The sequence below is a fragment of the Actinosynnema pretiosum genome, from assembly GCF_002354875.1.
GTDB classification, from domain to species: Bacteria; Actinomycetota; Actinomycetes; order Mycobacteriales; family Pseudonocardiaceae; genus Actinosynnema; species Actinosynnema auranticum.
The window spans coordinates 4665512-4688012 of record NZ_CP023445.1; the positions used below are offsets into that span (position 1 = coordinate 4665512).

Annotated in this window: 22 protein-coding genes; 16 read left to right on the forward strand and 6 right to left on the reverse strand. The window is 75.5% G+C overall.

Annotated features, from left to right (window positions below; translation table 11 throughout):
- Positions 1 to 120: 120 nt before the first annotated feature.
- The 7 genes from CNX65_RS19925 (at position 121) to CNX65_RS19955 (ending at position 8838) form a co-directional block, all read left to right on the forward strand.
- Positions 121 to 828, forward strand: coding sequence for a GTP cyclohydrolase II (locus CNX65_RS19925; RefSeq protein WP_096495108.1), 708 nt, complete (start codon positions 121 to 123; stop codon positions 826 to 828).
- The gene (locus CNX65_RS19930; protein WP_096495109.1) at positions 825 to 1409 is read left to right on the forward strand and encodes a MarR family winged helix-turn-helix transcriptional regulator; all 585 of its coding nucleotides are present in this window, start codon (positions 825 to 827) and stop codon (positions 1407 to 1409) included. The genes CNX65_RS19925 and CNX65_RS19930 overlap by 4 nt, the downstream gene beginning before the upstream one ends.
- Positions 1403 to 2428: a bifunctional diaminohydroxyphosphoribosylaminopyrimidine deaminase/5-amino-6-(5-phosphoribosylamino)uracil reductase RibD gene (ribD, locus tag CNX65_RS19935; protein ID WP_096495110.1), complete on the forward strand. Its 1026-nt coding sequence runs from the start codon at positions 1403 to 1405 to the stop codon at positions 2426 to 2428. Before CNX65_RS19930 ends, ribD begins: the two co-directional genes overlap by 7 nt.
- A 76-nt stretch (positions 2429 to 2504) precedes the next feature.
- Positions 2505 to 3650: a M20 family metallopeptidase gene (locus tag CNX65_RS19940; RefSeq protein WP_177154285.1), complete on the forward strand. Its 1146-nt coding sequence runs from the start codon at positions 2505 to 2507 to the stop codon at positions 3648 to 3650.
- A 129-nt stretch (positions 3651 to 3779) separates the two neighbouring features.
- Positions 3780 to 5633, forward strand: coding sequence for a HEAT repeat domain-containing protein (locus tag CNX65_RS19945; RefSeq protein ID WP_096495111.1), 1854 nt, complete (start codon positions 3780 to 3782; stop codon positions 5631 to 5633).
- On the forward strand, positions 5630 to 7402 hold the full coding sequence (locus CNX65_RS19950) for a HEAT repeat domain-containing protein (protein WP_096495112.1): 1773 nt from the start codon (positions 5630 to 5632) through the stop codon (positions 7400 to 7402). Before CNX65_RS19945 ends, CNX65_RS19950 begins: the two co-directional genes overlap by 4 nt.
- 35 nt (positions 7403 to 7437) lie before the next feature.
- The gene (locus CNX65_RS19955; RefSeq protein WP_096495113.1) at positions 7438 to 8838 is read left to right on the forward strand and encodes a HEAT repeat domain-containing protein; all 1401 of its coding nucleotides are present in this window, start codon (positions 7438 to 7440) and stop codon (positions 8836 to 8838) included.
- A 42-nt stretch (positions 8839 to 8880) separates the two neighbouring features.
- On the opposite strand, the gene CNX65_RS19960 is transcribed toward CNX65_RS19955, so the two are convergent.
- The 3 genes from CNX65_RS19960 to CNX65_RS19970 all read right to left on the reverse strand — a co-directional run bounded on the left by CNX65_RS19960 (position 8881) and on the right by CNX65_RS19970 (position 11706).
- On the reverse strand, positions 8881 to 9774 hold the full coding sequence (locus CNX65_RS19960; RefSeq protein ID WP_096495114.1) for an SDR family oxidoreductase: 894 nt from the start codon (positions 9772 to 9774) through the stop codon (positions 8881 to 8883).
- A 145-nt stretch (positions 9775 to 9919) separates the two neighbouring features.
- Positions 9920 to 10675, reverse strand: a complete 756-nt coding sequence (locus tag CNX65_RS19965; protein WP_096495115.1) for a GH12 family glycosyl hydrolase domain-containing protein — start codon at positions 10673 to 10675, stop codon at positions 9920 to 9922.
- Between the two features lie 173 nt (positions 10676 to 10848).
- On the reverse strand, positions 10849 to 11706 hold the full coding sequence (locus CNX65_RS19970) for an SDR family NAD(P)-dependent oxidoreductase (protein ID WP_157767742.1): 858 nt from the start codon (positions 11704 to 11706) through the stop codon (positions 10849 to 10851).
- 339 nt (positions 11707 to 12045) lie between these two features.
- Between CNX65_RS19970 and CNX65_RS19975 the strand changes: the two genes are divergently transcribed.
- From CNX65_RS19975 to CNX65_RS19985, 3 genes are all read left to right on the forward strand, one after another.
- Positions 12046 to 13098 (forward strand): glutathione S-transferase family protein, encoded by a 1053-nt coding sequence (locus tag CNX65_RS19975; RefSeq protein WP_096495116.1) that lies wholly within the window; start codon positions 12046 to 12048, stop codon positions 13096 to 13098.
- Between the two features lie 22 nt (positions 13099 to 13120).
- Positions 13121 to 13864 carry a MerR family transcriptional regulator gene (locus CNX65_RS19980; RefSeq protein ID WP_096495117.1) on the forward strand — a complete coding sequence of 248 codons (744 nt, stop codon included), beginning with the start codon at positions 13121 to 13123 and terminating at the stop codon, positions 13862 to 13864.
- A 542-nt stretch (positions 13865 to 14406) separates the two neighbouring features.
- Complete coding sequence (locus tag CNX65_RS19985; protein ID WP_096497886.1) at positions 14407 to 15147, forward strand: SDR family oxidoreductase; 741 nt, start codon at positions 14407 to 14409, stop codon at positions 15145 to 15147.
- On the opposite strand, the gene CNX65_RS19990 is transcribed toward CNX65_RS19985, so the two are convergent.
- Complete coding sequence (locus tag CNX65_RS19990; RefSeq protein WP_157767743.1) at positions 15123 to 15632, reverse strand: RDD family protein; 510 nt, start codon at positions 15630 to 15632, stop codon at positions 15123 to 15125. The genes CNX65_RS19985 and CNX65_RS19990 overlap by 25 nt on opposite strands.
- A gap of 138 nt (positions 15633 to 15770) precedes the next feature.
- Here CNX65_RS19990 and CNX65_RS37200 point away from each other — a divergent pair, with 138 nt between their 5' ends.
- A complete protein-coding gene (locus CNX65_RS37200) occupies positions 15771 to 16370 on the forward strand; it encodes a hypothetical protein (RefSeq protein WP_232519920.1) in 600 nt (199 codons plus the stop codon).
- Complete coding sequence (locus CNX65_RS19995; protein WP_232520179.1) at positions 16253 to 17317, forward strand: alpha/beta hydrolase; 1065 nt, start codon at positions 16253 to 16255, stop codon at positions 17315 to 17317. The genes CNX65_RS37200 and CNX65_RS19995 overlap by 118 nt, the downstream gene beginning before the upstream one ends.
- A gap of 45 nt (positions 17318 to 17362) precedes the next feature.
- Here CNX65_RS19995 and CNX65_RS20000 read toward each other — a convergent pair whose 3' ends face one another.
- Entirely contained in the window at positions 17363 to 17908 is a 546-nt protein-coding gene (locus CNX65_RS20000; RefSeq protein WP_096495118.1) for an AAA family ATPase, read from the reverse strand.
- Between the two features lie 4 nt (positions 17909 to 17912).
- The gene (locus tag CNX65_RS20005; protein WP_157767744.1) at positions 17913 to 18830 is read right to left on the reverse strand and encodes a DUF1028 domain-containing protein; all 918 of its coding nucleotides are present in this window, start codon (positions 18828 to 18830) and stop codon (positions 17913 to 17915) included.
- A 151-nt stretch (positions 18831 to 18981) separates the two neighbouring features.
- Between CNX65_RS20005 and CNX65_RS20010 the strand changes: the two genes are divergently transcribed.
- The 4 genes from CNX65_RS20010 (at position 18982) to CNX65_RS20025 (ending at position 22451) form a co-directional block, all read left to right on the forward strand.
- On the forward strand, positions 18982 to 20124 hold the full coding sequence (locus CNX65_RS20010) for a toll/interleukin-1 receptor domain-containing protein (protein WP_096495120.1): 1143 nt from the start codon (positions 18982 to 18984) through the stop codon (positions 20122 to 20124).
- 87 nt (positions 20125 to 20211) lie between these two features.
- A complete protein-coding gene (locus CNX65_RS20015; protein WP_096495121.1) occupies positions 20212 to 20607 on the forward strand; it encodes a hypothetical protein in 396 nt (131 codons plus the stop codon).
- A 25-nt stretch (positions 20608 to 20632) separates the two neighbouring features.
- On the forward strand, positions 20633 to 21778 hold the full coding sequence (locus tag CNX65_RS20020; protein ID WP_218180554.1) for a sensor histidine kinase: 1146 nt from the start codon (positions 20633 to 20635) through the stop codon (positions 21776 to 21778).
- 19 nt (positions 21779 to 21797) lie between these two features.
- Positions 21798 to 22451 carry a response regulator gene (locus tag CNX65_RS20025; RefSeq protein WP_096495122.1) on the forward strand — a complete coding sequence of 218 codons (654 nt, stop codon included), beginning with the start codon at positions 21798 to 21800 and terminating at the stop codon, positions 22449 to 22451.
- Positions 22452 to 22501: the final 50 nt, after the last annotated feature.

Consider the following 22501-nt stretch of genomic DNA (forward strand, 5'->3'; position numbering starts at 1 on the left):
GCCCGGACCGGCCCGGATATGCCGGGAAACCCCTGTGACCTGCGCCATGCGCCGATTCACTTGAAGCTTCAAGCCCACCCGACCTAGCATCATTTCAAGTTTCAAACACTTGGAGTGCTGATGGCCACCGACTTCCCCGCGACCCCCTCCGCCACCGTGCGCACCAGGGTCCGCGTCCCCCTGCGCTTCCCCGACGGCTACAGCACCACCGCCGACGTGCTCACCTTCCGCGGCCTGGCCGACGAGCGCGAGCACCTGCTCCTGGGCCTGGGCGACTGGGAGACAGCCGTGGCGCTCGCCGGTCGGGGCGGGACCGCTCCCCTGGTCCGCCCGCACAGCGAGTGCCTCACCGGCGACGTGTTCGGCTCGCAGCGCTGCGACTGCGGCCCGCAGCTGCGCGAGGCCGTCGAGCGCATCGCGACCACCGGCGGGTTCCTGCTCTACCTGCGCCAGGAGGGGCGCGGCATCGGCCTGTACGCCAAGCTCGACGCCTACGCGCTCCAGGACTCCGGCATGGACACCTACGAGGCCAACGTGGCGCTGGGCCGGGGCGAGGACGAGCGCGACTACCGCGCCGCCGCGCAGATGCTGCTCGCCGCGGGCGTCGACCGCGTCCGGCTGCTGAGCAACAACCCCGACAAGGCCGTCCAGCTCCAGGGCTACGGCGTCGCGGTCACCGAGCGGGTCCCCACCGGCGTCCACCTCTCCGACGCCAACGCCCGCTACCTGACCGCCAAGCGCGACCACACCGCGCACACCCTCGACCTGGCCCACCCGGTCGCGCACCCCCGGCTGGGGGACGTGGTCGGGGCCGAGCTGGCCTCGTGACGGCGGACCTCGGCCGGGCCGGACCCGGCAGCGCAGATCTTGGCGGCGCCGACCCCGGCAGCGCCGACCCGGAGGCCGACGGCGCGGACGCCCCGCGCTGGCTGGACGGCCCCGAGATGGCCGCGTGGCTGGCGCTGCTGCGGGTCGTCAGCGTGCTCCCGCAGGCCCTCGACCGGCAGCTGCGGGACGAGGTCGGGATCAGCCACACCTACTACTCGATGCTGGCCGTGCTCTCCGACCACCCGGACCGCACGCTCAGCATGGGCGAGCTGGCCAGGCTCGCCGCGACCAGCCCGTCCCGCCTCACCCACGCGATCGCCGCGATGGAGAAGCGCGGGTGGGTGCGCCGCAGGCAGTGCGGCGCGGACCGCAGGGTGCAGTACGCGACCCTGACGGACGACGGGCTGACCGTGCTGCGGCGCGTCGCGCCCGCGCACGTGGCCGAGGTGCGCAGGCTGGTGTTCGACCGGCTCGACCCGCGGCGGGTCGAGGAGCTGCGGGCGATCGCCTCGCTGCTGGCCGACGGGTTGGCCGAGGAGTGCGGGACGCCACGAGGGCACGAGAGGGACGGGCTGTGCTGACCGAACACGAGGCGATGGCGCGGGCGCTGGAGCTGGCCGCGACGCCGGGGGTCCCGCTGGGGCCCAACCCCCGCGTGGGGTGCGTGCTGCTGGCCGACGACGGGACGGTGGTCGCCGAGGGCCACCACCGGGGCGCCGGGACCGCGCACGCCGAGGCCGACGCGCTGGCCAGGGCGGGCGCCGCCGCGCGCGGGACCACCGCCGTGGTGACGCTGGAGCCGTGCAACCACACCGGCCGGACCGGGCCGTGCGCCCGCGCGCTGGTGGAGGCCGGGGTGCGGCGGGTCGTCTTCGCCCAGTCCGACCCGAACCCGGTCGCCACCGGGGGGACGCGGACCCTGCGGGACGCCGGGATCGAGGTCGAGCACGGGCTGATGGCCGACCGCGCCCGCGAGCTGAACCGGGCCTGGGTGTTCGGCGTCGAGCACGGGCGACCGCTGGTGACCTGGAAGTTCGCCGCGAGCCTCGACGGGCGCAGCGCGGCGGCGGACGGCACCAGCAGGTGGATCTCGAACTCGGTCGCGCGCGCCGACGTGCACCGGCTGCGCGCGGGCTGCGACGTGGTGCTCGTGGGCGCCGGGACGGCCGTGGTGGACGACCCCCGGCTGACCGTGCGCGGCCCCGACGACGCCCCGCTCGCGCACCAGCCGCTGCGCGCGGTGCTGGGCGAGCGGGAGCTGCCGCAGGCGCTGCGGCTGTTCGACGGGTCGGCGGAGGTGGCGCTGCTGCGCACCCGCGACCCGGGGACCGCGCTGGCCGAGCTGTTCGAGCGCGGTCGCAGGCACGTGTTCCTGGAGGGCGGGCCGACCGTGGCCGCCGCGTTCCTGCGGGCGGGCCTGGTCGACGAGATCGTCGCGTACGTGGCCCCGGTGCTGCTGGGCGCGGGCCGGGCCGCCGCGGGCGACCTGGGGATCACCGGCATCGGCGCGGCGCTGCGCCCGGTGGTGACCGACGTGACCGTGCTCGCCGGGGGCGACGGGGAGGAGCCGAACGTCCGCTTCACCCTGACCCCCGCCTGACCGGCCGTTCGACCGGTACCGTCCGGTGCTGGCCGCCTCGCGCGGCCCGTGAGCGGACGAGCGAAGGGGAGAGCGCGTGACAGGGGCACTGCTGGAGGCGGCGCGGGCCGCGCTGCCGGAGATGCTGGACGACCTGCGCCGGTACGTGGAGGTCGAGACGCCCAGCGACGACAAGGCGGCGCTGTCGCGCGGTCTGTCCTTCGTGGACGGTCTGGTCGTCGAGCGGATCGGCCCCGCCGACTCGTCGTCCACAGTGGACGGTGGGGTGCACGGGGACGTGCGGGTGCTGGACTTCGCGGGCAGCGCCGCCGCCCCGGTGCTGCTGCTGGCGCACTACGACACGGTGTGGCCGCTGGGCACGCTCGCGGAGATCCCGTTCGCGGTCGACGGCGACCGGATCACCGGGCCGGGCGTGTTCGACATGAAGGCCGGGCTGGTGCAGCTGCTCTGGGCGGTGCGGATCGCCCGCGCCGCCGGTCTGGCCCTGCCGCCGCTGCGGCTGGTGCTCAACGGCGACGAGGAGATCGGCTCGCCCGCGTCGCGGGAGGTGATCGAGGCGGCGGCGGTCGGCGTGCGCGGGGCGCTGGTGTTCGAGGCGGCGGCGGGTCCGGAGGGCGCGGTGAAGACGGCGCGCAAGGGGGTCGGCGTGTTCACCGTGCGCGCCGAGGGCGTCGAGTCGCACGCGGGCCTGGACCCGACCAGGGGCGCGAGCGCGGTGGACGAGCTGGCGCGGGCCGTGCTGACCCTGCACGCCGCGCAGGACCTGGACGCCGGGACCAGCGTGAACGTCGGCGTGATCGGCGGCGGCACGCGGTCGAACGTGATCGCGGGCAGCGCGTTCGGCGAGGTCGACGTGCGGGTGTCGAGCCTGGCGGAGATCACCAGGGTGGAGGGCGTGCTCGCCGGTCTGACCGCGCGCCACCCGAAGGCGTCGCTGACCGTGGAGGGCGGCTGGAACCGCCCGGTCATGGAGCGCACCCCGGCCACCGCCGAGCTGCACGCCGTGGCAGGCGCGGCGGCCGAGGGGCTGGGCCTTTCGCTGCCGGAGGTGGCGGTGGGCGGCGCGAGCGACGGGAACTTCGTGGCGGCGCTGGGCGTCGGCGTGCTGGACGGCTTCGGCGCGATCGGCGACGGGGCGCACGCCAGGCACGAGCACGCCACCGTCTCCGGGCTGGTGACCCGCACCGCGCTCACGGCGGCGGTGCTGCACGCGCTGGCCTGACCCCGGTTCCCGGCGTGTCCGGCGCAGCCGCGCGCTGCCGCGCCGGACACGCCGACCTGAACCGGTTCTTTGCCGGGCCAGGCCGGAAAACCCCCACGGCGTGCGCCCGACGGCCCTAGTGTGCCGGGTGTGCGAAAGATCGACTGGGCGGCTGCGCGAAAGATCGACTGGGCGTCGCTGGAAGGCGGCCACGGGCCCGCCGGGACCGTGCCGGACCTGCTGGAGGAGTGCGCGCGGGAGGACCCGCTGCACGCCCTCGGCGCGATCGTCGACCTCGGTGACCTGCTGCGCCCCGCGCGCGGCCGGGTCCTGTCGGCCGCGCCGGTCGCGCTGCCGTTCCTGGTGGACCTGGCCGAGGGCGGGGCGGTGCACGCGCGCGAGCAGGTCGTGCGGCTGATCCGCCGGATCGCCGAGCGCGGGCAGCCCGACGCGGCGTGGAGCGCGGCGGTGGACGGGGTGTGGCCCCGGCTGCCCGCGCTGCTGGCCGACCCCGATCCGCTGGTGCGCCGCCAGGGCGGCAGGCTGCTGTCCTGCCTCGGGCGGCCCGAGGCGGTGGCGGCGCTGCGCGAGCGCTGGGACGTGGAGCCCGACCGGCGCGTGCGGTGCGACCTGGTGCGCTCGCTGGGCCGCGCGGACCCCGCGTTCGACCTGGCCGCGCTGCTCGCCGACGACGACCCGCAGGTGGTCCTGGCCGCGGTGCACGCGCTGGCCGCCACCGACCCGGCCGCGCCGCTCGCGCACGTGGACGCGCTGGCCCGCGCGGTCGGCGAGGTGGACAGCGCGCTGTGGGTGGACTCCGCGTGGCTGGAGGACGTGCGGCTGGGCGGCGGCCCGACCGAGCTGGTCATCACCACCGGCGACCTGCTGGCCGCCGACCCCGACGCGCTGACCGGCTACGTCACGCGGGTCGCCCGCGACGGCTCCGGGCCGCGCCGGGCGGCGGTGTTAGGCGTGGCGCTGCGCCTGCTCTACGCCTGGCGGGACGTGGACCTGGTCCCCCTGCTGGGCGAGCTGCTGCACGACGGGCGTCCCGCCGTGCGCTACCGGGCCGCGGCGGTGCTGGCCTGCCTGGGCGCGGCGGGCCGCCCGCACGCCGACCGCCTGGTGGAGCTGCTGGAGGACCCGCACGAGGAGCGCGGCGAGTCGACCGCGCACACCACCGGCGACATGGCCCTGTGGGCGCTGGCCGCCCAGCACGACCCGCGCTGCGCGCCCGCGCTGGTAGACCTGCTGGAGGGCGACCGGACCCCGTTCGACCTGAACACCCACCGGCCGACCGCGTCCTCCCCGGTGACCGCCTGCGGCCCGTGGCTGCGCGAGCCGACCGCCGAGGAGGTGCTGACCCCGCTGCGGGCGCACGCCGACGTCCTGGTGGGCCCGATCGCGGCCCGGTTGGCGCGTCCGGGGCAGCACCGGCTGCTGGTGGCCGCGCTGTGCCGGGTGCTGGCGGCCTGGGGGCCGCTCTCGCGCGCGGCGCGACCGGTGCTGGAGACCCTGGTGGGGCACCGGTACTACGGCCGGTACGCGACGGCGGCGCTCAAGGCGGCCGAGGGCTACGGCGAGGCGGACGTGCCCGCGCTGGCGGGCGAGGCGCGCCGCTCCGGCGTCACGATCGGCGTGCTGGGCGCGCTCGGCCCGGCGGCGGCGGAGGCCGAGGAGACTTTGCGGCGGCTGGCCACCCCCGACGAGACGGGCTGGCGGCGGGTGGAGGCCGGGTACGCGCTGTGGCGGATCACCGGCGAGCGCGCCGACGTGGTCCCCCTGCTGGTGGAGGCCGCGACCCCGCTGGCGACCGGTGACTACACCCGGCCGCGCGGGGCGGCGCTGCACCACCTGGCCGAGATGGGCGTGCGCACCGAGGAGGTCCTGGCGGTGGCGCGCGCCGTGGCCGGGTCGCGGCGGCGGGTGGCGGACGTCGGCGAGCGCGAGCGGATCGCCGAGGACGAGGCGCTGCGGGCGTCGGCCGCCCAACTGCTGCGGTGAGGTGGGCGGAACGACCGGCGGGGGAGGCGGACCCGGCGGTGTCGCCCGCCGAGTGGGCGGCGCTGGCGGCGAGCGCGGAGCCGGGTGAGGCCGCGCGCGGGATCGCCGGGCTTGAGACCACACCGGGCTGGGAGCCGCACGAGGCCACCGCGGACCTGCTGCCCGTCCTGCTGGCCCTGGTCTCGGACACCGGGACGCACCACCGCCCCCGGATCACCCGGCTGCTCGCCCGGCTGACCGACCCCGACCGGACGTGGTCGACACCGGTCCCGACCGGGTGGGAAGCGGGGCTGACGGCGCTGCTGTCCGACGGCGACCCGCTCGTGCGCCGCCAGGCGACGCGGCTGGTGGCGTGCGCCGTCCGGGCCCCCGAACGGGCGTTGCGCGCCCGCCTGGAGGTCGAGGCGGACCGGGGAGTGCGGCACGACCTGCTCCGGGCGCTGGGCGCGCACGCCGATCAGGGGGTCGAGGCGCTGGTCGAGGATGCGCTGGACGAGGCGACCTGGTCGGGATCCGGTTGGCTGGACTGGGAGTCGCGGGCGACGCCGATCGGCCAGGTGGTGCGGGATTCGGGGGAGCTGCTCGCGGACGACCCCGGCGCGGTCGCCGAGTTCGCCGCCGGTGTCGTGGCGCGCGGTGGTGTCGAGCACCGGTTGGCCGCGCTGGGCTGCGCGATGCGCGCCCTGGGCCGGTGGCGCGATCCGGCGCCGGTCCCGCTGGTCGGCCGCCTCCTGGACGACAGCGCGTCCAGGGTGCGCCGTTGGGCGACCGTGGTGGCGGCGCACCTGGGCCCGGAGGCGCGGGAGCACGCCGACCGGCTCGCCGAACTGGCCGGGCGGGAGCGGGGAAGCCTGCGGGACGCCGCCCTGTGGGCGCTGGCCAGGCAGGAAGACCCCCGCTGCCTGCCCGGACTGGTCGAGCTGCTGGGCGGCGACGTGCTCTCGTTCGCCCCGACCAGGGGCCTTAGCCCCCTGGAGCACGCGCCCTGGCCGTTCCGCACCGAGCTGATCGACGTGCTGATCCCGCTGCGCGCCCACGCGGACGCCCTGCTCCCCCCGATCACCGAGTGCCTGGTCGCCCCCGAGCGGTTCGAGGCGGGGGGCTGGCGGTTGCTCAGGGTGCTCGTGGCGTGGGGCCCGGCCGCGCTGCCCGCGCTTCCGGCGCTGGTGGGCCTGCTGGCCAGGCCGGGGCGGCACCACGGCCTGGTGGCCGTGACCATCGGGAGGTTGGGGCCGGGCGCGATCGGGGCCGCCGACGCGCTGCGCGCCGTCGCCGAGCGGTGGGCGGAGCCGGTGGAGCGGGCGCTGTGGGAGATCGGCGCGATCCCGCTGCCGAGCCTGGCCGAGCTGACCTCCGGCTCACCGCAGCCTCCTGGTACGCCGGGTTCGTTCCCCTCGCACGACCCCGCCGCGGCGGTGGTGCTCCGGGAGCTCCTGGCCACCAGCGACGACGAGCACTCGCGCGCAGGGGCCTGCCACGCGCTGTGGCGGATCACCGGCGACGCGGGCGAGGTGGCCCCGGTTCTCGCCCGCACCGCCGCGCCGCTCCGGGACGGCTTCCGCGCCGCGAGCGCCACCGCCCTGCGCCACCTCGCCGAGATCGGCGCGGCGGACGGAGAAGTCCTGGCGCTCGCGCGAACCCTCGCCGACCGCCCGGACCGGATCGGCCACCACCAGGGGTGGCGCCTGATCTCGCCGGAGCCGATCGCGCAAGACCAGGACGTGCGCGAGTCCGCCTCCCGCCTGCTCGGCGAATCGCTCCCCTGGTGACGTCCGAACCACCCCCCCACGAGGAGGTCCACGAAGTGACCGAGCAGGACCACGTGCCACCGGCACGGGAATGCGACCCGTCCATCTCACCCGCCGAGCGGGTGGCGCAGGCCGCGAGCGCCGACCGCGACGAGGCCGCGCGCGGGATCGCCGCGCTGGAGGCCCTGCTGGGCTGGGAGTGGCGGGAGTCGACGGCGGACCTGCTGCCCGCGCTTCTCGACCTGGCCTCGGGCGGGGCCGCGCACCACCGGCACCGGGCCGTCCGGCTGCTGGCGCGGCTGTCGGCCCTGGACGGGACCTCCCCGGCCTGGCAGGCCCTGGAACCCCGGCTGACCGCCCTGCTGGCCGACGACGACCTGCGCGTGCGCCGCCACGCGACGCGGCTGGTGGCCTCGGCGGTCCGGGGGCGCGGGCCGGTGCTGCGCGCCCGCTGGGACGTCGAGACCGACCGGGGCGTGCGGCACGACCTCGCGCGGTCCTTCGGCGTGGACGCCGATCCCGCCCTGCTGCGCGACGACGACCCGCTGATCCGGCTGGCCGCCGCGCACGCACTGCACTCCCCGGAGTTCACCTGGCCGCAGGAGAACGTCGACTCGCTGGTCGCGGCGGTGCTGGACGACGCGGCGGACGCGGACTCCGCCTGGCTGCACTGGGAACCGCGCGCGGACCCGGTCAGCCAGGCGGTGTTCGGCGCGCTCGGCCTGCTGGACGAGGACCCCGCGGCGGCGACCGCGTTCACCGCCGGGGTCGCGGCGCGCGGCGGCGCCCCGCACCGGCTGGCCGCGCTGGGCTGCGCGATGCGGATCACCCGCAGGTGGCGCGTCCCGATCCCGGTGGACCTGCTGGACGACGACAACTCCGAGGTGCGGCGCTGGGCGGTGGTCCTGCTGGCGCACCTGGGCCCCGAGGCGCGGGAGCACGCCGACCGGCTCGCCGAGCTGGCCGAGCGGGAGCGCGGGGGCCTGAGAGAGGCCGCGCTCTGGGCGCTGGCCAGGCAGGACGACCCGCGCTGCCTGCCGGGACTGGTCGAGCTGCTGCGCGCGGAAGACCTCTCGTTCACCCCGACGGGCGGCGCGCACCCCGTGCACCGGCGGCTCTGGCCGCGCCCGGCCGACCTGGCCGAGGTGCTGCTCCCGCTGCGCGCCCACGCCGACGTCCTGCGCGGCCCGATCGCCGACCGGCAGGACGACCCGGCGCTGCTGGAAGTGCTGCGCGAGTGGGACTCCGGTCAGCAGGTCGCCGACGAGGACCTGCTCACCACCGCGTGCCGCCTCGCGGGGGTCGGCGCGCCGGACGACGGGGTCCCCGCCCTGGCGCGCGCCGTCGTGGACAGCCCGCGCCGGATCGCCTCCAGCCGCGCGTGGGACCTCGTGGCGCGGGACCAGGCCGTGCGCGCGGCGGCCACCCGCCTGCTCGGCGAACCGCTCCCCCGCTGACGGCCGGGGCGCGGCCCCCGAGGGGACCGCGCCCGACGGCGGCTAGTTGAACGGCTTGCCGCCGGTCACCGGGATCACCGCGCCGGTGATGTAGCTGGACTCCGCCGAGGCCAGGAACACGTACGCGGGCGCCAGCTCGACCGGCTGCGCGGCCCGCCCCAGCGGCACCTGCTCGCCGAAGTTCGCGACGGCCTCCTCCGGCATGGTGGCCGGGATCAGCGGCGTCCACACCGGCCCCGGCGCGACCGTGTTGACCCGGATGCCGCGCTCGGCCAGGTCGATCGCGAGCCCCTTGGTGAAGTTCACGATCCCGGCCTTGGTCGTCGCGTAGTCCAGCAGCTGCGGCGACGGGTCGGTGGCCTGGATCGACGAGGTGTTGATGATCGTCGACCCCGGCCCCAGGTGCGGCACGGCCGCCTTGCACAGCCAGAACATCGCGTACAGGTTCGTCTTCAGCACCCGGTCGAACTGCTCGCTGCTGATCCCGAGCAGCCCGTCCTCCTGCGCCATCTGGTGCGCCGCGTTGTTGACCAGGACGTCGATCCCGCCCAGCTCGCCCAGCGCGCGGTCGACGATCTCCCCGCAGTGCCGCTCGTCGGTGATGTCCCCGGCGACGAGCACCGCCTTGCGACCGCGCTCGCGCACCAGCTCGGCCGTGCGCTCGGCGTCCTCCTGCTCCTCGGGGAGGTAGGACAGCAGCACGTCGGCGCCCTCGGCGGCGAACGCCAGGGCGACGGCCCGGCCGATGCCGGAGTCCCCTCCGGTGATCACCGCCCGACGTCCGTCGAGCTTCCCGCTCCCCCGGTACGTGCTCTCGCCGTGGTCGGGCTTCGGGTCCATGTCCTCCCCGGAGCCGGGGTGCCGCTGGCTCTGCCCGTGCTGGTCCTCGGGCTTCGGGTGCCGCTCGTGGGTGGCGTGGTCGTGCTGGTCGCTCATGTCGTGACTGCCCTCCGACTCGGTTCCGGTGGGTGTTTTCCCCCGAATCGGACGTTCAACCTCACGATCTCCCCGAGCACACCTCCGGGTCGGAGGGCCGCCGCCGAGGCCGGTCGGCGACGACCCCCTCACCCCGGAGCCGACCTCACCGGGTCCGGACGTCCAGCGAGAAGTTGTTCACGGACAACCCCTCGCCGCCCTGCCAGGGCTCGAACCCGGCCTGCACGCTGGTCAGGTACCACGACGTGGTGACCTGGGTCCGGTTGTCCACGTCCCGGACGAAGTCCATCACGTCGAACGACAGGGTGGTGATCGGCGAGGGCGCGAGGTAGGACACCACGTCGTTGCCGCCGTTGTTGCCCTGCCACACCTCCCACGTCCGCCCGGCGACGGTCGTGCTCCCCACCCGGCTGCCGATGGGCTGGATCGACCCCTGGCGGTTGAGCCAGATCATCAGCTCGACCTGGTTGACCCCGGTGCGCTTGGGCGAGGGGTCCATCCAGATGTCGTAGGACGCGTTGTAGATCCCGGACGCGTTGTACCCGTAGCTGATCGACGTGGACGCGCTCGCCACGTCGCCGATCCGCACCGGCAGGTTCGTGCCGGGCGAGCAGTTGTCGTAGTGGCAACCGCCGTAGATGGCCGGGTACGACAGGGGCGCGCCGTTGGTCGGCTTGCTGCCCTTCTGGGACGTGAGCCGGAACCCCGACCCCGTGACGTCGACGCACTGCTCGGCGTTGCCGCCCCAGCGGTTGTTCATGACCACGTACCGGCCCTGGACCTGGGTGCTGTCGTACTGGCCGCACAGGGCGGCGTCGGCCTGCGCCCCGGTGGCGGTGACGACCGGGACGGCCATGCCTGCCGCGACCAGCAGGGCGGCGGCGAGTGACCGCTGCTTCATCTCGTTCCTCCTTCGCGGGCGGGGACCAGTTCTGCGGCGGGTTCTGGAAACGCTCCCACCGCTGGCCGATCCAACGGACCCCGCCGCGCGAGCACCACCCCTGAGTTCCGGGAGGAGTCCTCACCCTCCCGCGCACGCGAGGCCGTTATCGATCCGTTATCAACGGGCCGGGCTCACACCCGGTCCGCGCTGCGCTCCCGACGCCCGCGCGCCCCGCGCTTGTGCCCCTTGCGCCCGGCCGACGCGACAGCCGCCGCCGCAACGCCCGCCGCGGCCCCCGCAACGCCCTCCTGCGGCTGTTCCGCGGCCCTGGGGGACGGCACCGCGCGACGCGGCTGCCCGCGCTCCGCAGCGGCCGTCACAGGCGCGACCGGCACCCGCCGCACCGACTCCTCCGCGCACACCCGGACCAGCTCGCGGGACGCCTCCAGCACCCCGCCCAACCGCCCCAGCCCCAGCAGCACGCCCGCGCGCTCCGCCCCGAGCTCCCCCGGCGACCGCGCGGGCCCGGTCACCCGCACCCCGCGCCCGTAGTGCTCCCGCGCGGACTCCCGCCCCCCGAGCACCGACACCGCGTCCACGATCACGCCGCCCTCGCGCACCAGCGCCAGCTCGCCCCGCAGGCACCGCCAGGCGCCACCGCGGTCGACCTCCAGCGCCCGCCGCCACCGACCGTCGTCCCCGGACAGCCGGGCCCCCGGCTCGTCGCCCGGCCCGCCGGAACACCGGCGCTCGACGCCCCACCGCTCGCCGCCCCAGATCCCGGCGTCGTTGACGGCGGCGTCCAGCTCGCCGTACCCGGCGACCACCTCGAACAGCGCCCGCACGGCCACCGGGTCGGACACGTCGGTGGGCACCGGCACCGCGCGCCCGCCCGCACCGCCGACCCCGTCCGCGATCTCGGCCAACCGCACCGGGTTCCGCGCCGCGAGGACGACCAGCGCGCCCTCCTCGGCGAACGCCAACGCCGCGGCGCGACCGATACCGCCGGTCGCACCGGTCACCAGGACCACCCTGTCGGTGAAGCGCACGACATGCTCCTCCCGCTGCGGGCCGCTGCACCGGTCGGGCGCCTCGGCCGGGACACGGCGCCCGCCGGGCGGGGCGGGGAGCGCCCAGCGGTCTGCACAGGCTAGGAAGCGGGGAGCGATCCCGTCAAACCACGTGGAAGCTCTGGTTCCACCGCCCGATCCGGTGCGCCCGTTTGCCGTGCGCGGCGGGCGGGTCGTGCGTCCGTAAAGCCGCGCGGGGGCCGGGGACGGTTGCGCGGCAACCTCTTTCCGCCCAGCGGTGGCGGGATTCCGCCCCCCGGCTGGGAACCCGCGGTCGACACCCGGCCGGAACCGCCGCGCTGCCGTAGGCTCACGATCATGAGCGACACCGCCACCAGCGAAAACCCCGAGCACAGCCGGGGCGGCACGTACTCGGTCAAGGGCAAGGCGTACACCCGCGACACCCGGTACCTCACCACCAGGGTCACGGCGGACGGCGCCGAGGGGTACCCGGTCGAACCGGGCCGGTACCGCCTCGTCGCCGCGCGCGCCTGCCCGTGGGCGAACCGGGCGATCATCGTGCGCCGCCTGCTCGGGCTGGAGGACGTGCTCTCCCTCGGCCTGCCCGGTCCCACGCACGACGAGCGCTCGTGGACGTTCGACCTGGACCCGGACGGGCGCGACCCGGTGCTGGGGATCGAGCGGCTCCAGGAGGCGTACTTCAAGCGCGACCCGGAGTACCCGCGCGGCATCACCGTTCCCGCGATCGTGGACACCACGACGGGCGAGGTGGCCACGAACGACTTCGCGCAGATCACCCTGGACCTGTCGACCGAGTGGCGCGCCCACCACCGCGACGGCGCCCCGGACCTGCTGCCCGAGGCCCACCGGGACGAGCTGGAGGAGGTGAACCGGCGGGTGTTCACGGAGGTCAACAACGGGGTGTACCGGTGCGGGTTCGCCGGCGGCCAGGAGGCGTACGACGACGCGTACGCGCGCCTGTGGACGGCGCTGGACTGGCTGGAGGAGCGGCTGTCCGGGCAGCGGTACCTGGTCGGCGACACGATCACCGAGGCCGACGTGCGGCTGTTCACCACGCTGGTGCGGTTCGACCCGGTCTACCACGGCCACTTCAAGTGCAACCGGAACAAGCTCTCCGAGATGCCCGCGCTGTGGGGCTACGCGCGCGACCTGTTCCAGACGCCGGGGTTCGGCGACACCGTGGACTTCGCCCAGATCAAGAGCCACTACTACGAGGTGCACCGGGACCTGAACCCGAACGGGATCGTGCCGCTGGGCCCCGACCTGTCCGGGTGGGTCACCGAGCACGGGCGCGAGGCGCTGGGCGGGCGGCCGTTCGGCGACGGGACGCCGCCGGGGGCCGTGGCCGACGGGGAGCGGGTGGACCCGGCGCACACGCCGCTGCGCTGACTCCTGCCGAGGGGGGACGGACGTGGCTTGGAGCACCAGGGAGTTGGCCGACCTCGCCGGGTCGACCGTCAAGACGGTCCGGCACTACCACCGGATGGGGTTGCTCGAACTGCCCGGACGCGGGGCCAACGGGTACAAGCGGTACGGGGCCGCGCACCTGGCGAGGGTGCTGCGGATCAAGCGGTTGACCGGGTTCGGGCTGACCCTGTCGCGCATCCGGGAGATGGAGGAGGTCGGGGAGCGGGCGGACGACTCGATCGAGGCGATCGACGCCGAGCTGGCCGAGGCGATCGCGCGGTTGAGCTCCGCCAGGGCCGAGCTGGCGGTCCTGCGCGAGCACCGGGCGCCGCTGGACACGCCCGCGGTGTTCGGCCCGGTGGCGCGCGGGTTGTCCGAGGCGGACCGGGACCTGCTGGCGGTGCTCGCCGGGACCTTCGACGACGAGGCGCTGGCGGACCTGGGCGCGCTCGTGGCGGAGAGCGGCGACGACGGGACGGAGGAGGAGTTCTCCCGGTTGCCCGAGGACGCCGACGCGGACGCGGTCGAGTCGTTGGCCCGCCGGATGGTCGGCCCGGTTCGGCGGGCCCACGAGCGGTTCCCCTGGATGGCCGCGCCGGGGGCGTGCGACGCGCGGGGCCGGGGCGGGGCCGCGGCGGTGGTGGCCACCGCGTTCGCCGAGCGGTTCAACCGGGCCCAGCTCGGGGTTCTCGTCCGGGTGAACGCGCTGCTGGGACAGGAAGAACCGGCGGAGCGCTCAGGTCCGTGACAGCCGGAGGGCGAGGACCTGGAGGGGACCGGCGGGTCCGGGTAGTCGGCCTGGGCGGCGGTGAAGAACTCGGCCGGGGTGGCGATGCGCACCCGCGGGGAGCCCTCCAGGTCCGCGGTGCGGCGCGCGCGGGCCAGTTCCGCGCCGCTCCGCTCGGCGTCACCTCCCCGCCGGGCAGGTTCCTGTCCGACTCGACCCACGTGCCGCCCACCGGCACGAAGCGGCCCACCGCCAGCCGGGGCGCCGAGCGGCACCCAGGCGTTGCGCGGATTACGGCGGGGCGGAGGCGTTCGTCCAGGACACGGGGCCAGCGGTCGCCCCACCAGCAACCGGCCGTCGTGCAGTGGGCCTCCCCGCTCCAGCGGTCCTCGCAACCGCTTCGAGCCCGGCCCAGTCCGGCGCCCAGGGCCGGTTCCCGCCACCCCGGCCTCGTTTCGACTGACACTGAAGCGATAGTGCAGGAATATTGTGGAATCACCTGTCACACCCCGCTCCCCCACCTCGTCCTCCCCCCGGAAGCACCGAACAGCGGAGGGATGACGATGAAGATCGCAGTGGCCGGTGGGACCGGGACCGTGGGCCGCAAGGTCGTCGCGGCGGTGGAGTCGGCCGGGCACGAGGCCGTGGTGCTGTCGCCGTCGCGCGGCGTCGACCTGGTCACCGGCGAGGGGCTCGACGCGGCGCTCGCCGGGTGCGCGGGCGTGATCGACGTGGCGAACACGGCGGTGTGGGACCGGGAGAGCGCCGAGCGGTTCTTCGGGACCGTGGCGACCAACCTGGTCGAGGGGTGCGCGCGGCACGGGGTCGGGCACCTGGTGGTGCTGGGGATCGTCGGGACCGACGAGGTGGACCTCGGGTACTACTACGGCAAGCGCCTCCAGGAGCGGATCGTCTCCGAGGGGCGGGTGCCGTGGACGATCCTGCGGGCCACCCAGTTCTTCGAGTTCGCCGAGCAGAACACCGCGCGGGTCGAGGGGGACGTGGTGGAGCTGATGCCGATGCTGTCGCAGCCGGTGGCGACCGAGGACGTGGCCGAGCGGCTGGTCGAGCTGGTCACCGGGGAGCCGCGGGGGCGCGCGAGGCCGTTGGCGGGGCAGGAGAAGCTCACCCTGGCGGAGATGGCGCGGCGGCTGTTCGAGCGCACCGGCGACCGGCGGGAGATCCGGGTGCAGGAGCTGGGCGAGGTCGGGGCGCAGCTCGCGTCCGGCGCGCTCACCCCCTCCGGCGAGCACGACCGGGGCAAGCGCACGTTCGCGGACTACCTGGCGGCGCTGGAGGTCTGACCGGGCCGGGGTGCGGTCCCGGTGGGCCGCACCCGCTCCACCACCGTGCGCGCGACCACGTCGCCGAGCCGCTGCCGCTTCGGCGTGACCGCGATCAGCACCGCGCCGACCAGCCCGAACAGCTGCCCGTCGACGGCCATCACCAGCCACCGCAGCAGGTGCGCGCCCAGCGTCGGCTCGCCGCCGTCGAGCGCGCGCACCCGGATGCCCACCAGCCGCATCCCCGGCGACGCGCCGCCGTTGCGCAGCGGCGACCACACGTGCACCCAGAGCGCGCTCAGCAGCAGCGCCCCCGCGTACGACCAGGCCACGACCGGGATGACGTGGGGGCCTGCCTCGCGGCTGAGCAGACCCCGGTCGATCAGCACCAGCGCGAGCGCGAACAGCCCCACCGCGAACAGCGCGGAGACCACCGCGGCGAGCAGGTTGTCGAGCGCGAACTGGGCGTAGCGGCGGAGCACGACCGGCTCGGCGTCGGTGGGCACGGGTGACACCGTAGTCACCGCCACCACCCCCGCGAGCACTAGACCGGGCGACGGGTCTCGTCCGCGCGGACGACGCGCCCGCCGGGTCCGCGCACCAGGGTGGGCGCCGGACACCCGCACCCGGACGAGGGGGAACCCTTGCGCAACAAGGTATCCGTTCTCATGGCGGCGACGCTCGCGTTGACCGCCGCGCCACCCGCCCACGCAGGACCGGCCGATCCGGCCCGGCAGTACGCGGACCAGGCCGTCACCTGGGGCGAGTGCGCGTTCACCCCCACCGCGCCGCTGGAGTGCGCGCTGATCACCGTGCCGAGGGACTGGGCGGACCCCGGTTCCGGCGCGGAGCTGGAGGTGTCGATCAGCCGCAGCCGGGCGACCGGCGGGCGCCGGGGCGCGATGCTGGTCAACCCCGGCGGCCCCGGCGGTCAGGGCGCAGGCCTCGCGGGCGACCTGGCCGCGCTCGCGCCGGACCTGGCCGGGGCGTACGACCTGATCGGCATGGACCCGCGCGGCACGGGGCAGCAGGGCGTGGCGGGCAGCGCGTTCACCTGCGAGGTGCCTGCCGACCGGCTGCCCACCGGGCTGCTCGACGCGCGGGACCGCTCGGCGGCGTGCGCGCGCTGCTGGACGAGGAGCGGTTGCACTACCTGGGCTACTCGTACGGCTCGTGGCTGGGCGCGAAGTACGCGTCGCTGTTCCCCGACCGGGTCGGCAAGGTCGTGCTGGACTCCAGCGTGAACTGGCAGGGCCGGTTGCAGGCGGCGTTCGAGGCGTGGCCGCAGATCGGCGACCGGCAGTTGGAGCAGCAGTACTTCCCGTGGTTGTCCAGGCAGTTCCCGGACGCGGTGGGCGAGGACCCGCGCGGCGCGTGGGAGCGGGCGCGGGAGGTGTACGCCGGGCACGGCGTGGCGCCGGACGCGTACGACCGGATCTTCGTCGGGATGGGCAACGAGCTGGTCTGGCTGCTGTCGGCGGCGGTCCTGGTCGCGGCGCTGGGCGAGGACCCCGGGACGCCGGAGGCGCTGCGGGCGCGGCTGGACGAGGTGTCGGCGCGCGAGTTCGGCGTGCCGCTGAGCGGGCTGACCACGGCGAGGGTGGCCGAGGGGCTTGCGGACCGCACCTCGTACCCCGGCACGTACTACGCGGTGACCTGCGGCGACGAGGTGCCCCGGACGGCGGCGCGGAACAAGGCGCTGAGCGACCGGCAGGGTCCGAGGTGGCCGGTGTTCGGCTGGGCGTACGGGTTGTGGCAGGCGTGCGGCTACTGGAGCGAGGCGCCCCGGCAGCAGCTGCCGACCCTGCCGCCGCAGGTGGCGGACCGGGTGCTGGTGGTGCAGTCGGAGTTCGACCCGCAGACCGGGTACGAGCAGGCCCGCGCCGCCGTGCGGGCCGCGCCCGGAGTCGGTTTCGTGCAGGTCGACGGCTCGACGACGCACGGCCAGTACGCGGTGGACGGGAACCCGTGCGTGGACGGCGCGGTGAACGTGTTCCTGCTGCGCGACTCGCGGCCGGACCGGATCACCTGCCCCGGCCTGCCGCTGCCCGGTGAGGACCGGGTGTTCCCGGCCGACGGTCCGGTCCGGGGTGCGGTGAGCGCCCCGGTGATCGCCGAGGCGGCCCCGTCCGGTGATCCCGCGCTGCGGGCGAGGGTGCAGGAGCGGATCGGCGCCGGTTTCCGGCGCTGAGCGCGGTGGGCGCGTCCCGTGCCGCCGCCGCGGGACGCGCCCACCTCACAGCACGGCCACCAGCAGCGCGTAGGTCTCCTCGACCGCGCCGGCCCTGCTGGGCACCACGACGGCGTCGGGGCGGCGCAGCGTGACCGCGACGAGCGCGTCGTGCATGGCCGCCAGCTCGGCGGCTCCCCCGCGCTCCTGCACCAGCCGGTGCTGGTGGCGCACCCACGGGTCGTCGCTCCCGGCGGCCCGCCGCTGGAACCGCTCGATCGCCGCGTGGCGGTCGTCCAGCAGCACGACCTCGCGGAAGTCCGCGCCGCGCCCGCGCGCCAGCGCCTCGAACCCGGCGATCTCCTCGGCGTCGGCGAAGTACTGCGGCAGCACGACGTCCCGCCCGCCGTCCAGGTGCGCGACCGCCATCGCCCTGGCCAGCGGCCACACCGCCGCCCACGTGTCGCTCACCGGGTCCTGCCAGCCGCCGACGAAGCGGTGCAGCGCGTCGACGTCGAGCGCGAGGGTGCCGGGGTGCCGGTCGGCGAGGCGCGCGGCGAGGGTGGACTTGCCGATGCCGGGCGGTCCGTTCAGGTGGACGAGTCGGGGCATCGGCTCACCGTACCCGCGAGTGCTGCTCCACCCGGTCGAGCAGCGCCGCGGCGTGCGGGTTCCCCTCGTGGGCCGCGCGCTCGGCGGACACCCGCACCCACCGCAGCGCTCTCGGCTCCACCTCGGCGACGCGGGCGAGCAGCGGCGCCGCCTCCCCGAGGTGCCCGCGCAGCGCAAGCCCGATGCCCGCCGACCGCAGCGCGGCGGGATCGTCGGGCGCGAGGTCGACGGCGGCCCGCAACTCGGCCAGGCGCAGCGCGTCGTCGTCCCCGGCCATCCAGGCCCGGATGAGGTGCCGGTGGGCGCGCGCCACGGTCAGCAGCCGCCGCAGCTCCCCCACCGGGTCGCGCGAGTCGTCGACGCGCAGGTCGATCACCGGGTCGTCCGCGTTCCCCGTGGACAGCGCCCCGCGCTCGGGCCCCACGACGAGCGCCGAGGCCGACTGCGGCCCCCGCACGTCCCCGCCCAAGGCTTCGGCCGCGACCAGCGCCGCGACCAACCGGTCCGCCAGATCCCCCGCCGCGCTCTCGTAAGCCGCCACCATCGCGGGCCACACCTCGGGCGAGGCCATCATGTTCCCCTGCGCGCTGACGGCCCCCGCGACCAGGTGCCCAGCGGCCCCGACGCACTCACCCCCCGTGAACGCGGCGGCACCCCCCTCCACCCCCACCGCGGCGAACTGCGCCTCCCCGACCCCCGGAACCGTCGCCAAGGCCCGAACCGCCCCCGCGGCCGAAACCCCGCTCCCCAACAACCCGAGCAAGGACTCCCGCCACGCCAGCTCACTCCCGGCCTGCACCACCACCGCCCCGACCCCGGCGAGCGCGGCGGGCACCCTGGTCCCCACCGCGAGCACCCCGCTCTGCACCGCGACCCCGAAGCACCCGGTCTTCCCGTCACGCGCCACGATCGAATAAGTCACGCCCCCGATCATGGGAAGCCCTCTCACCCGCGCGCAATCGGTTTCCCGACCGGCGTTGTCCGCGGATCACCGGATCGAGCGTTGACCAGGCAAGAGGTCCTGGGGATCATGGAGTTGTCCCCACCAGCAGGCCGAAGCGAGTGACAGGACCATGCCAGAAGTCATCATCTCCTACGGCCACGACTCACCAGCGCACAAGTTTGACGTGCACAGACTGGCCAAGCTCCTGGTGCAGAACGGCATCACAACGCACCTGGACGAGTGGGTGGCGGAGCGTCAAGACTGGCTAGCGTGGATGGACAGGCACATCACCTCCGCCGACTTCACACTCGTCATCGCCTCACCCGCCTACCGGGCAGCGGGTGACGGCAATGGTCCTCCGGACCGCAGTCGCGGTGTCCAGGCCGAAGCTGCGATCATCCGCGATCTGATCTACAGCGACCGGAGCGCCTGGACACACCGCATCCTTCCCGTGGTGCTCCCGGGCAGGAGCGTCGATGAAATCCCCCGCTTCCTCCAACCTCGCACGGCAAGCCACTACCAAGTGGACTCCCTGACCACAGCAGGAATCGAGTCCCTGCTGCGGATGATCACCGGTCAGCCGCGCTGGGTGTCACCGCCGCTCGGGACAGTTCCAGTGCTCCCGCCGGAGGAGCTTCCCGGAACGGACGCCCTGGATTGGCGTGTGCTGCCCGAACCCGTCGAGGTCTTCTGGCGAGCGACGATCATGGCTTCGGGCAACCGGTACGTTCCGGAGCAGCCCTCCTGCGTCGAGGTGCACCTTCCCCCTGTCGGCGGGTCCGCACTACCGGCCAACCGGCTGCGCGCCGTGCGGGGCTCGCTCGGTCAACTCTTCGCGGGACAGGGCGCGGAAGTGCGAGAGGGGGACGAAGTCGTTCTCGCCAACGGTGAAGCCGGTGGCCTCGCCGTTCTGCGAAACGGGCAGCGCTCGGCTTGGACTCCGGTACCGCGAGCAGTGATCGGTCACGTGCTCGTGCCAGAGGACTGCGTCGTGGCAGTGCACCAACTGCTGGTCACACTCCTCGACTTGGACGTGCCGGAACAATCCGAGGTAGCACCCACCATCGGCCTGGCTCCCCCTGCAGGAGTGCGGGTGGGCACGCGAGAGGACTTGACCCGCACCAGCGGCGCCTATCCCCTGATCGGCCAGGAGTCGATCCGCCTGCCCGCCTCCGAGTCCCTGCGCGTCTCCGAGGTCCGCGCGCACACCGCAGCGGTCGCCGAGGAACTGGTCGAGCGCCTGATCTCCAGGATGAGGAACCCCACCCCCTAGTCCCCGAGTACTAGGGCCCTCCACCGGAGGTCCACTCTTCTCCCCCTTGCCCGGCAACCACTCCCGCCCCTCCCTAGCGTTCCCCCCATGACCACCTCACCCCCGACCACCACCCCGCCCAAGTCCCTCGTCCTCGCCTTCGTCCTCCTCCTCATCAGCACCGCCATGAGCCTGGTCACCCTCGCCGGAGCCGCCACCTCCGACGCGCTCGCCGACAAACCGGCCGAGCGGACCTTCCTCGTGGTCGTGGGCGGCCTGTTCGCCGCGCTCTACCTCTGGCTCGCCTTCCGCGTGAAAGCCGGCAGGAACTGGGCCAGGGTCGTCATCACCGTCATGACCGTCCTGGAGGCCGTGTCCGTCTTCACCACGTCCGACAACGGCCTCAACCAGTACGGCCTGCTCGGCATCTCCGCCGCCGCCGTGCTCGCGGCCTACTCGCCCGACTCCAACGCCTACGTCGCGAGCGTGCGACGCGCGTCGTGACCCGGCCCCTGGGATGATCACCGGTATGGCCGCCGCAGCGCCCGCGCGCCGGGGAGTGCTCGCCGCCGAGGTGGCGGCGCTCCTCGGCGCCGTCGTGGTCGACCTGGTGCTGACGCTGCGCTTCCAGCCCCTCCCCCAGGGCGTCACCGCCTCGCTGCTCACCACCGCCGCCCCCGCCGCGGGCAGCGCGACCGCCGTGCTGGCCGCGCTGCGCCGCCGCTTCCCGCGCCACCTGGCCCCGCTCGCCCTGGCCGCGCTGGCGGTCTCGGCCGCCAGCACCCTGTTCCGCTCCCTGGTCCCCGAGGCCACCCCGGAGCCGGTCGCCGCCGAGGCCGTCGCGGTGGCGCTGCTGGTCGGCGCGGTGTGCCGCCGCCTGCCTGCCCGGCGCGCCGGGCCGCTCGCGGTGGCCGCGCTCCTGGTCGTCTCGGCCGCCCCCGTGGCCCGCTACGGCGTCGGCGAGCCGCTGGCGCTGCTCGCGGTGCCGGTGACCGCGCTGTGGGCGGGCGGCATGGCGGTCGGGCTGCTGCTGCGCGACGCCGACGCCCGCCAGCGCGCGGAGCTGGACCGGGTGCGCGTCGGCGAGCGGATGCAGCTGGCGCGCGAGCTGCACGACCTGGTGGCGCACCACGTGAGCGGCGTGGTGGTGCGCGCGCAGGCCGCCCGCGTGCTCGGCGGCTCGGACGAGGTGTTCGCCGAGATCGAGGCGGCGGGCTCGGACGCGCTGGCCGCGATGCGCCGGGTCGTGGGGATGCTGCGCAGCCCGGACTACGCGGTGCCCCGGCCGGGCGCGGACTTCGGCGAGGTGGTGCGGTCGGCGGTCGGCGACACCCCGAACGCGCGGGTGGAGCTGGCCGAGGACGTGGCGGGCGCGGAGGTGCCGCCGGAGCTGTCCACGACCGTGCACCGGGTGGTGCTGGAGTGCCTGACCAACGCCCGCAAGCACGCCCCGGACGCCACCGAGGTCGTGGTGAGCGCACGCAGGCACGGCGGCGACTGGCTGCTGGAGGTCGTCAACGACGGCGCGGGCGAGCCGGGTGCGGGCGGGTTCGGCCTGGTCGGGATGCGGGAGCGGGTGAGCGCGCTGGGCGGCGAGCTGAGCGCGGGCCTCGAGGACGGCGGCCGGTGGCGGGTGGGCGCGCGCCTGCCGACGACCGCGCCGCGCGGGCTGTGACGGACGGGGAGGGGCCGGGGTGGCGCTGCGGGTGCTGATCGCCGACGACCAGACGTTGGTGCGCACGGGTTTCCGGTTGATCCTGGACGCGGAGGACGACATCGAGGTCGTCGCCGAGGCCCCGGACGGCGAGGCGGCGGTGCGCCTGGCCAGGCAGCTGCGGCCGGACGTGACGCTGATGGACCTGAGGATGCCCAAGGTCGACGGCATCCGGGCGACGGAGCTGCTGGCGGGACCGGGCGTGCCGGACCCGCTGCGGGTGGTCGTGGTGACCATCTACGACCTGGACGAGAACCTGCACGCCGCGCTGCGGGCGGGCGCGTGCGGCTTCCTGCTCAAGGACGCGGGCCCGCGCCTGCTGGTGGAGGCGGTGCACGTGGCCGCGCGCGGCGAGTCGCTGGTGTCGCCGCAGATCACCACGCGCCTGCTGCGCGACTTCGCCCGCGAGGGCGGCCCCCGCGCCCGCCCCACCACCCGGACGCCGCTGACGGCGCGCGAGCTGGACGTGGCGCTGGCGGTGGCCAGGGGCGGCACGAACGCGGAGATCGCGCAGCGGCTGTCGATCACCCTGTCGACGGTGAAGTCGCACCTGACGAGCGTGCAGCAGAAGCTGGGCGCCCGGAACCGCACCGAGGTGGCGATCCGCATGTGGGAGGACGGCCTGGCCCGCTGACCGGGCCCGCGACCGCTGCTCCGTCCGGGTGGCTCGAACCGGGAACCGGT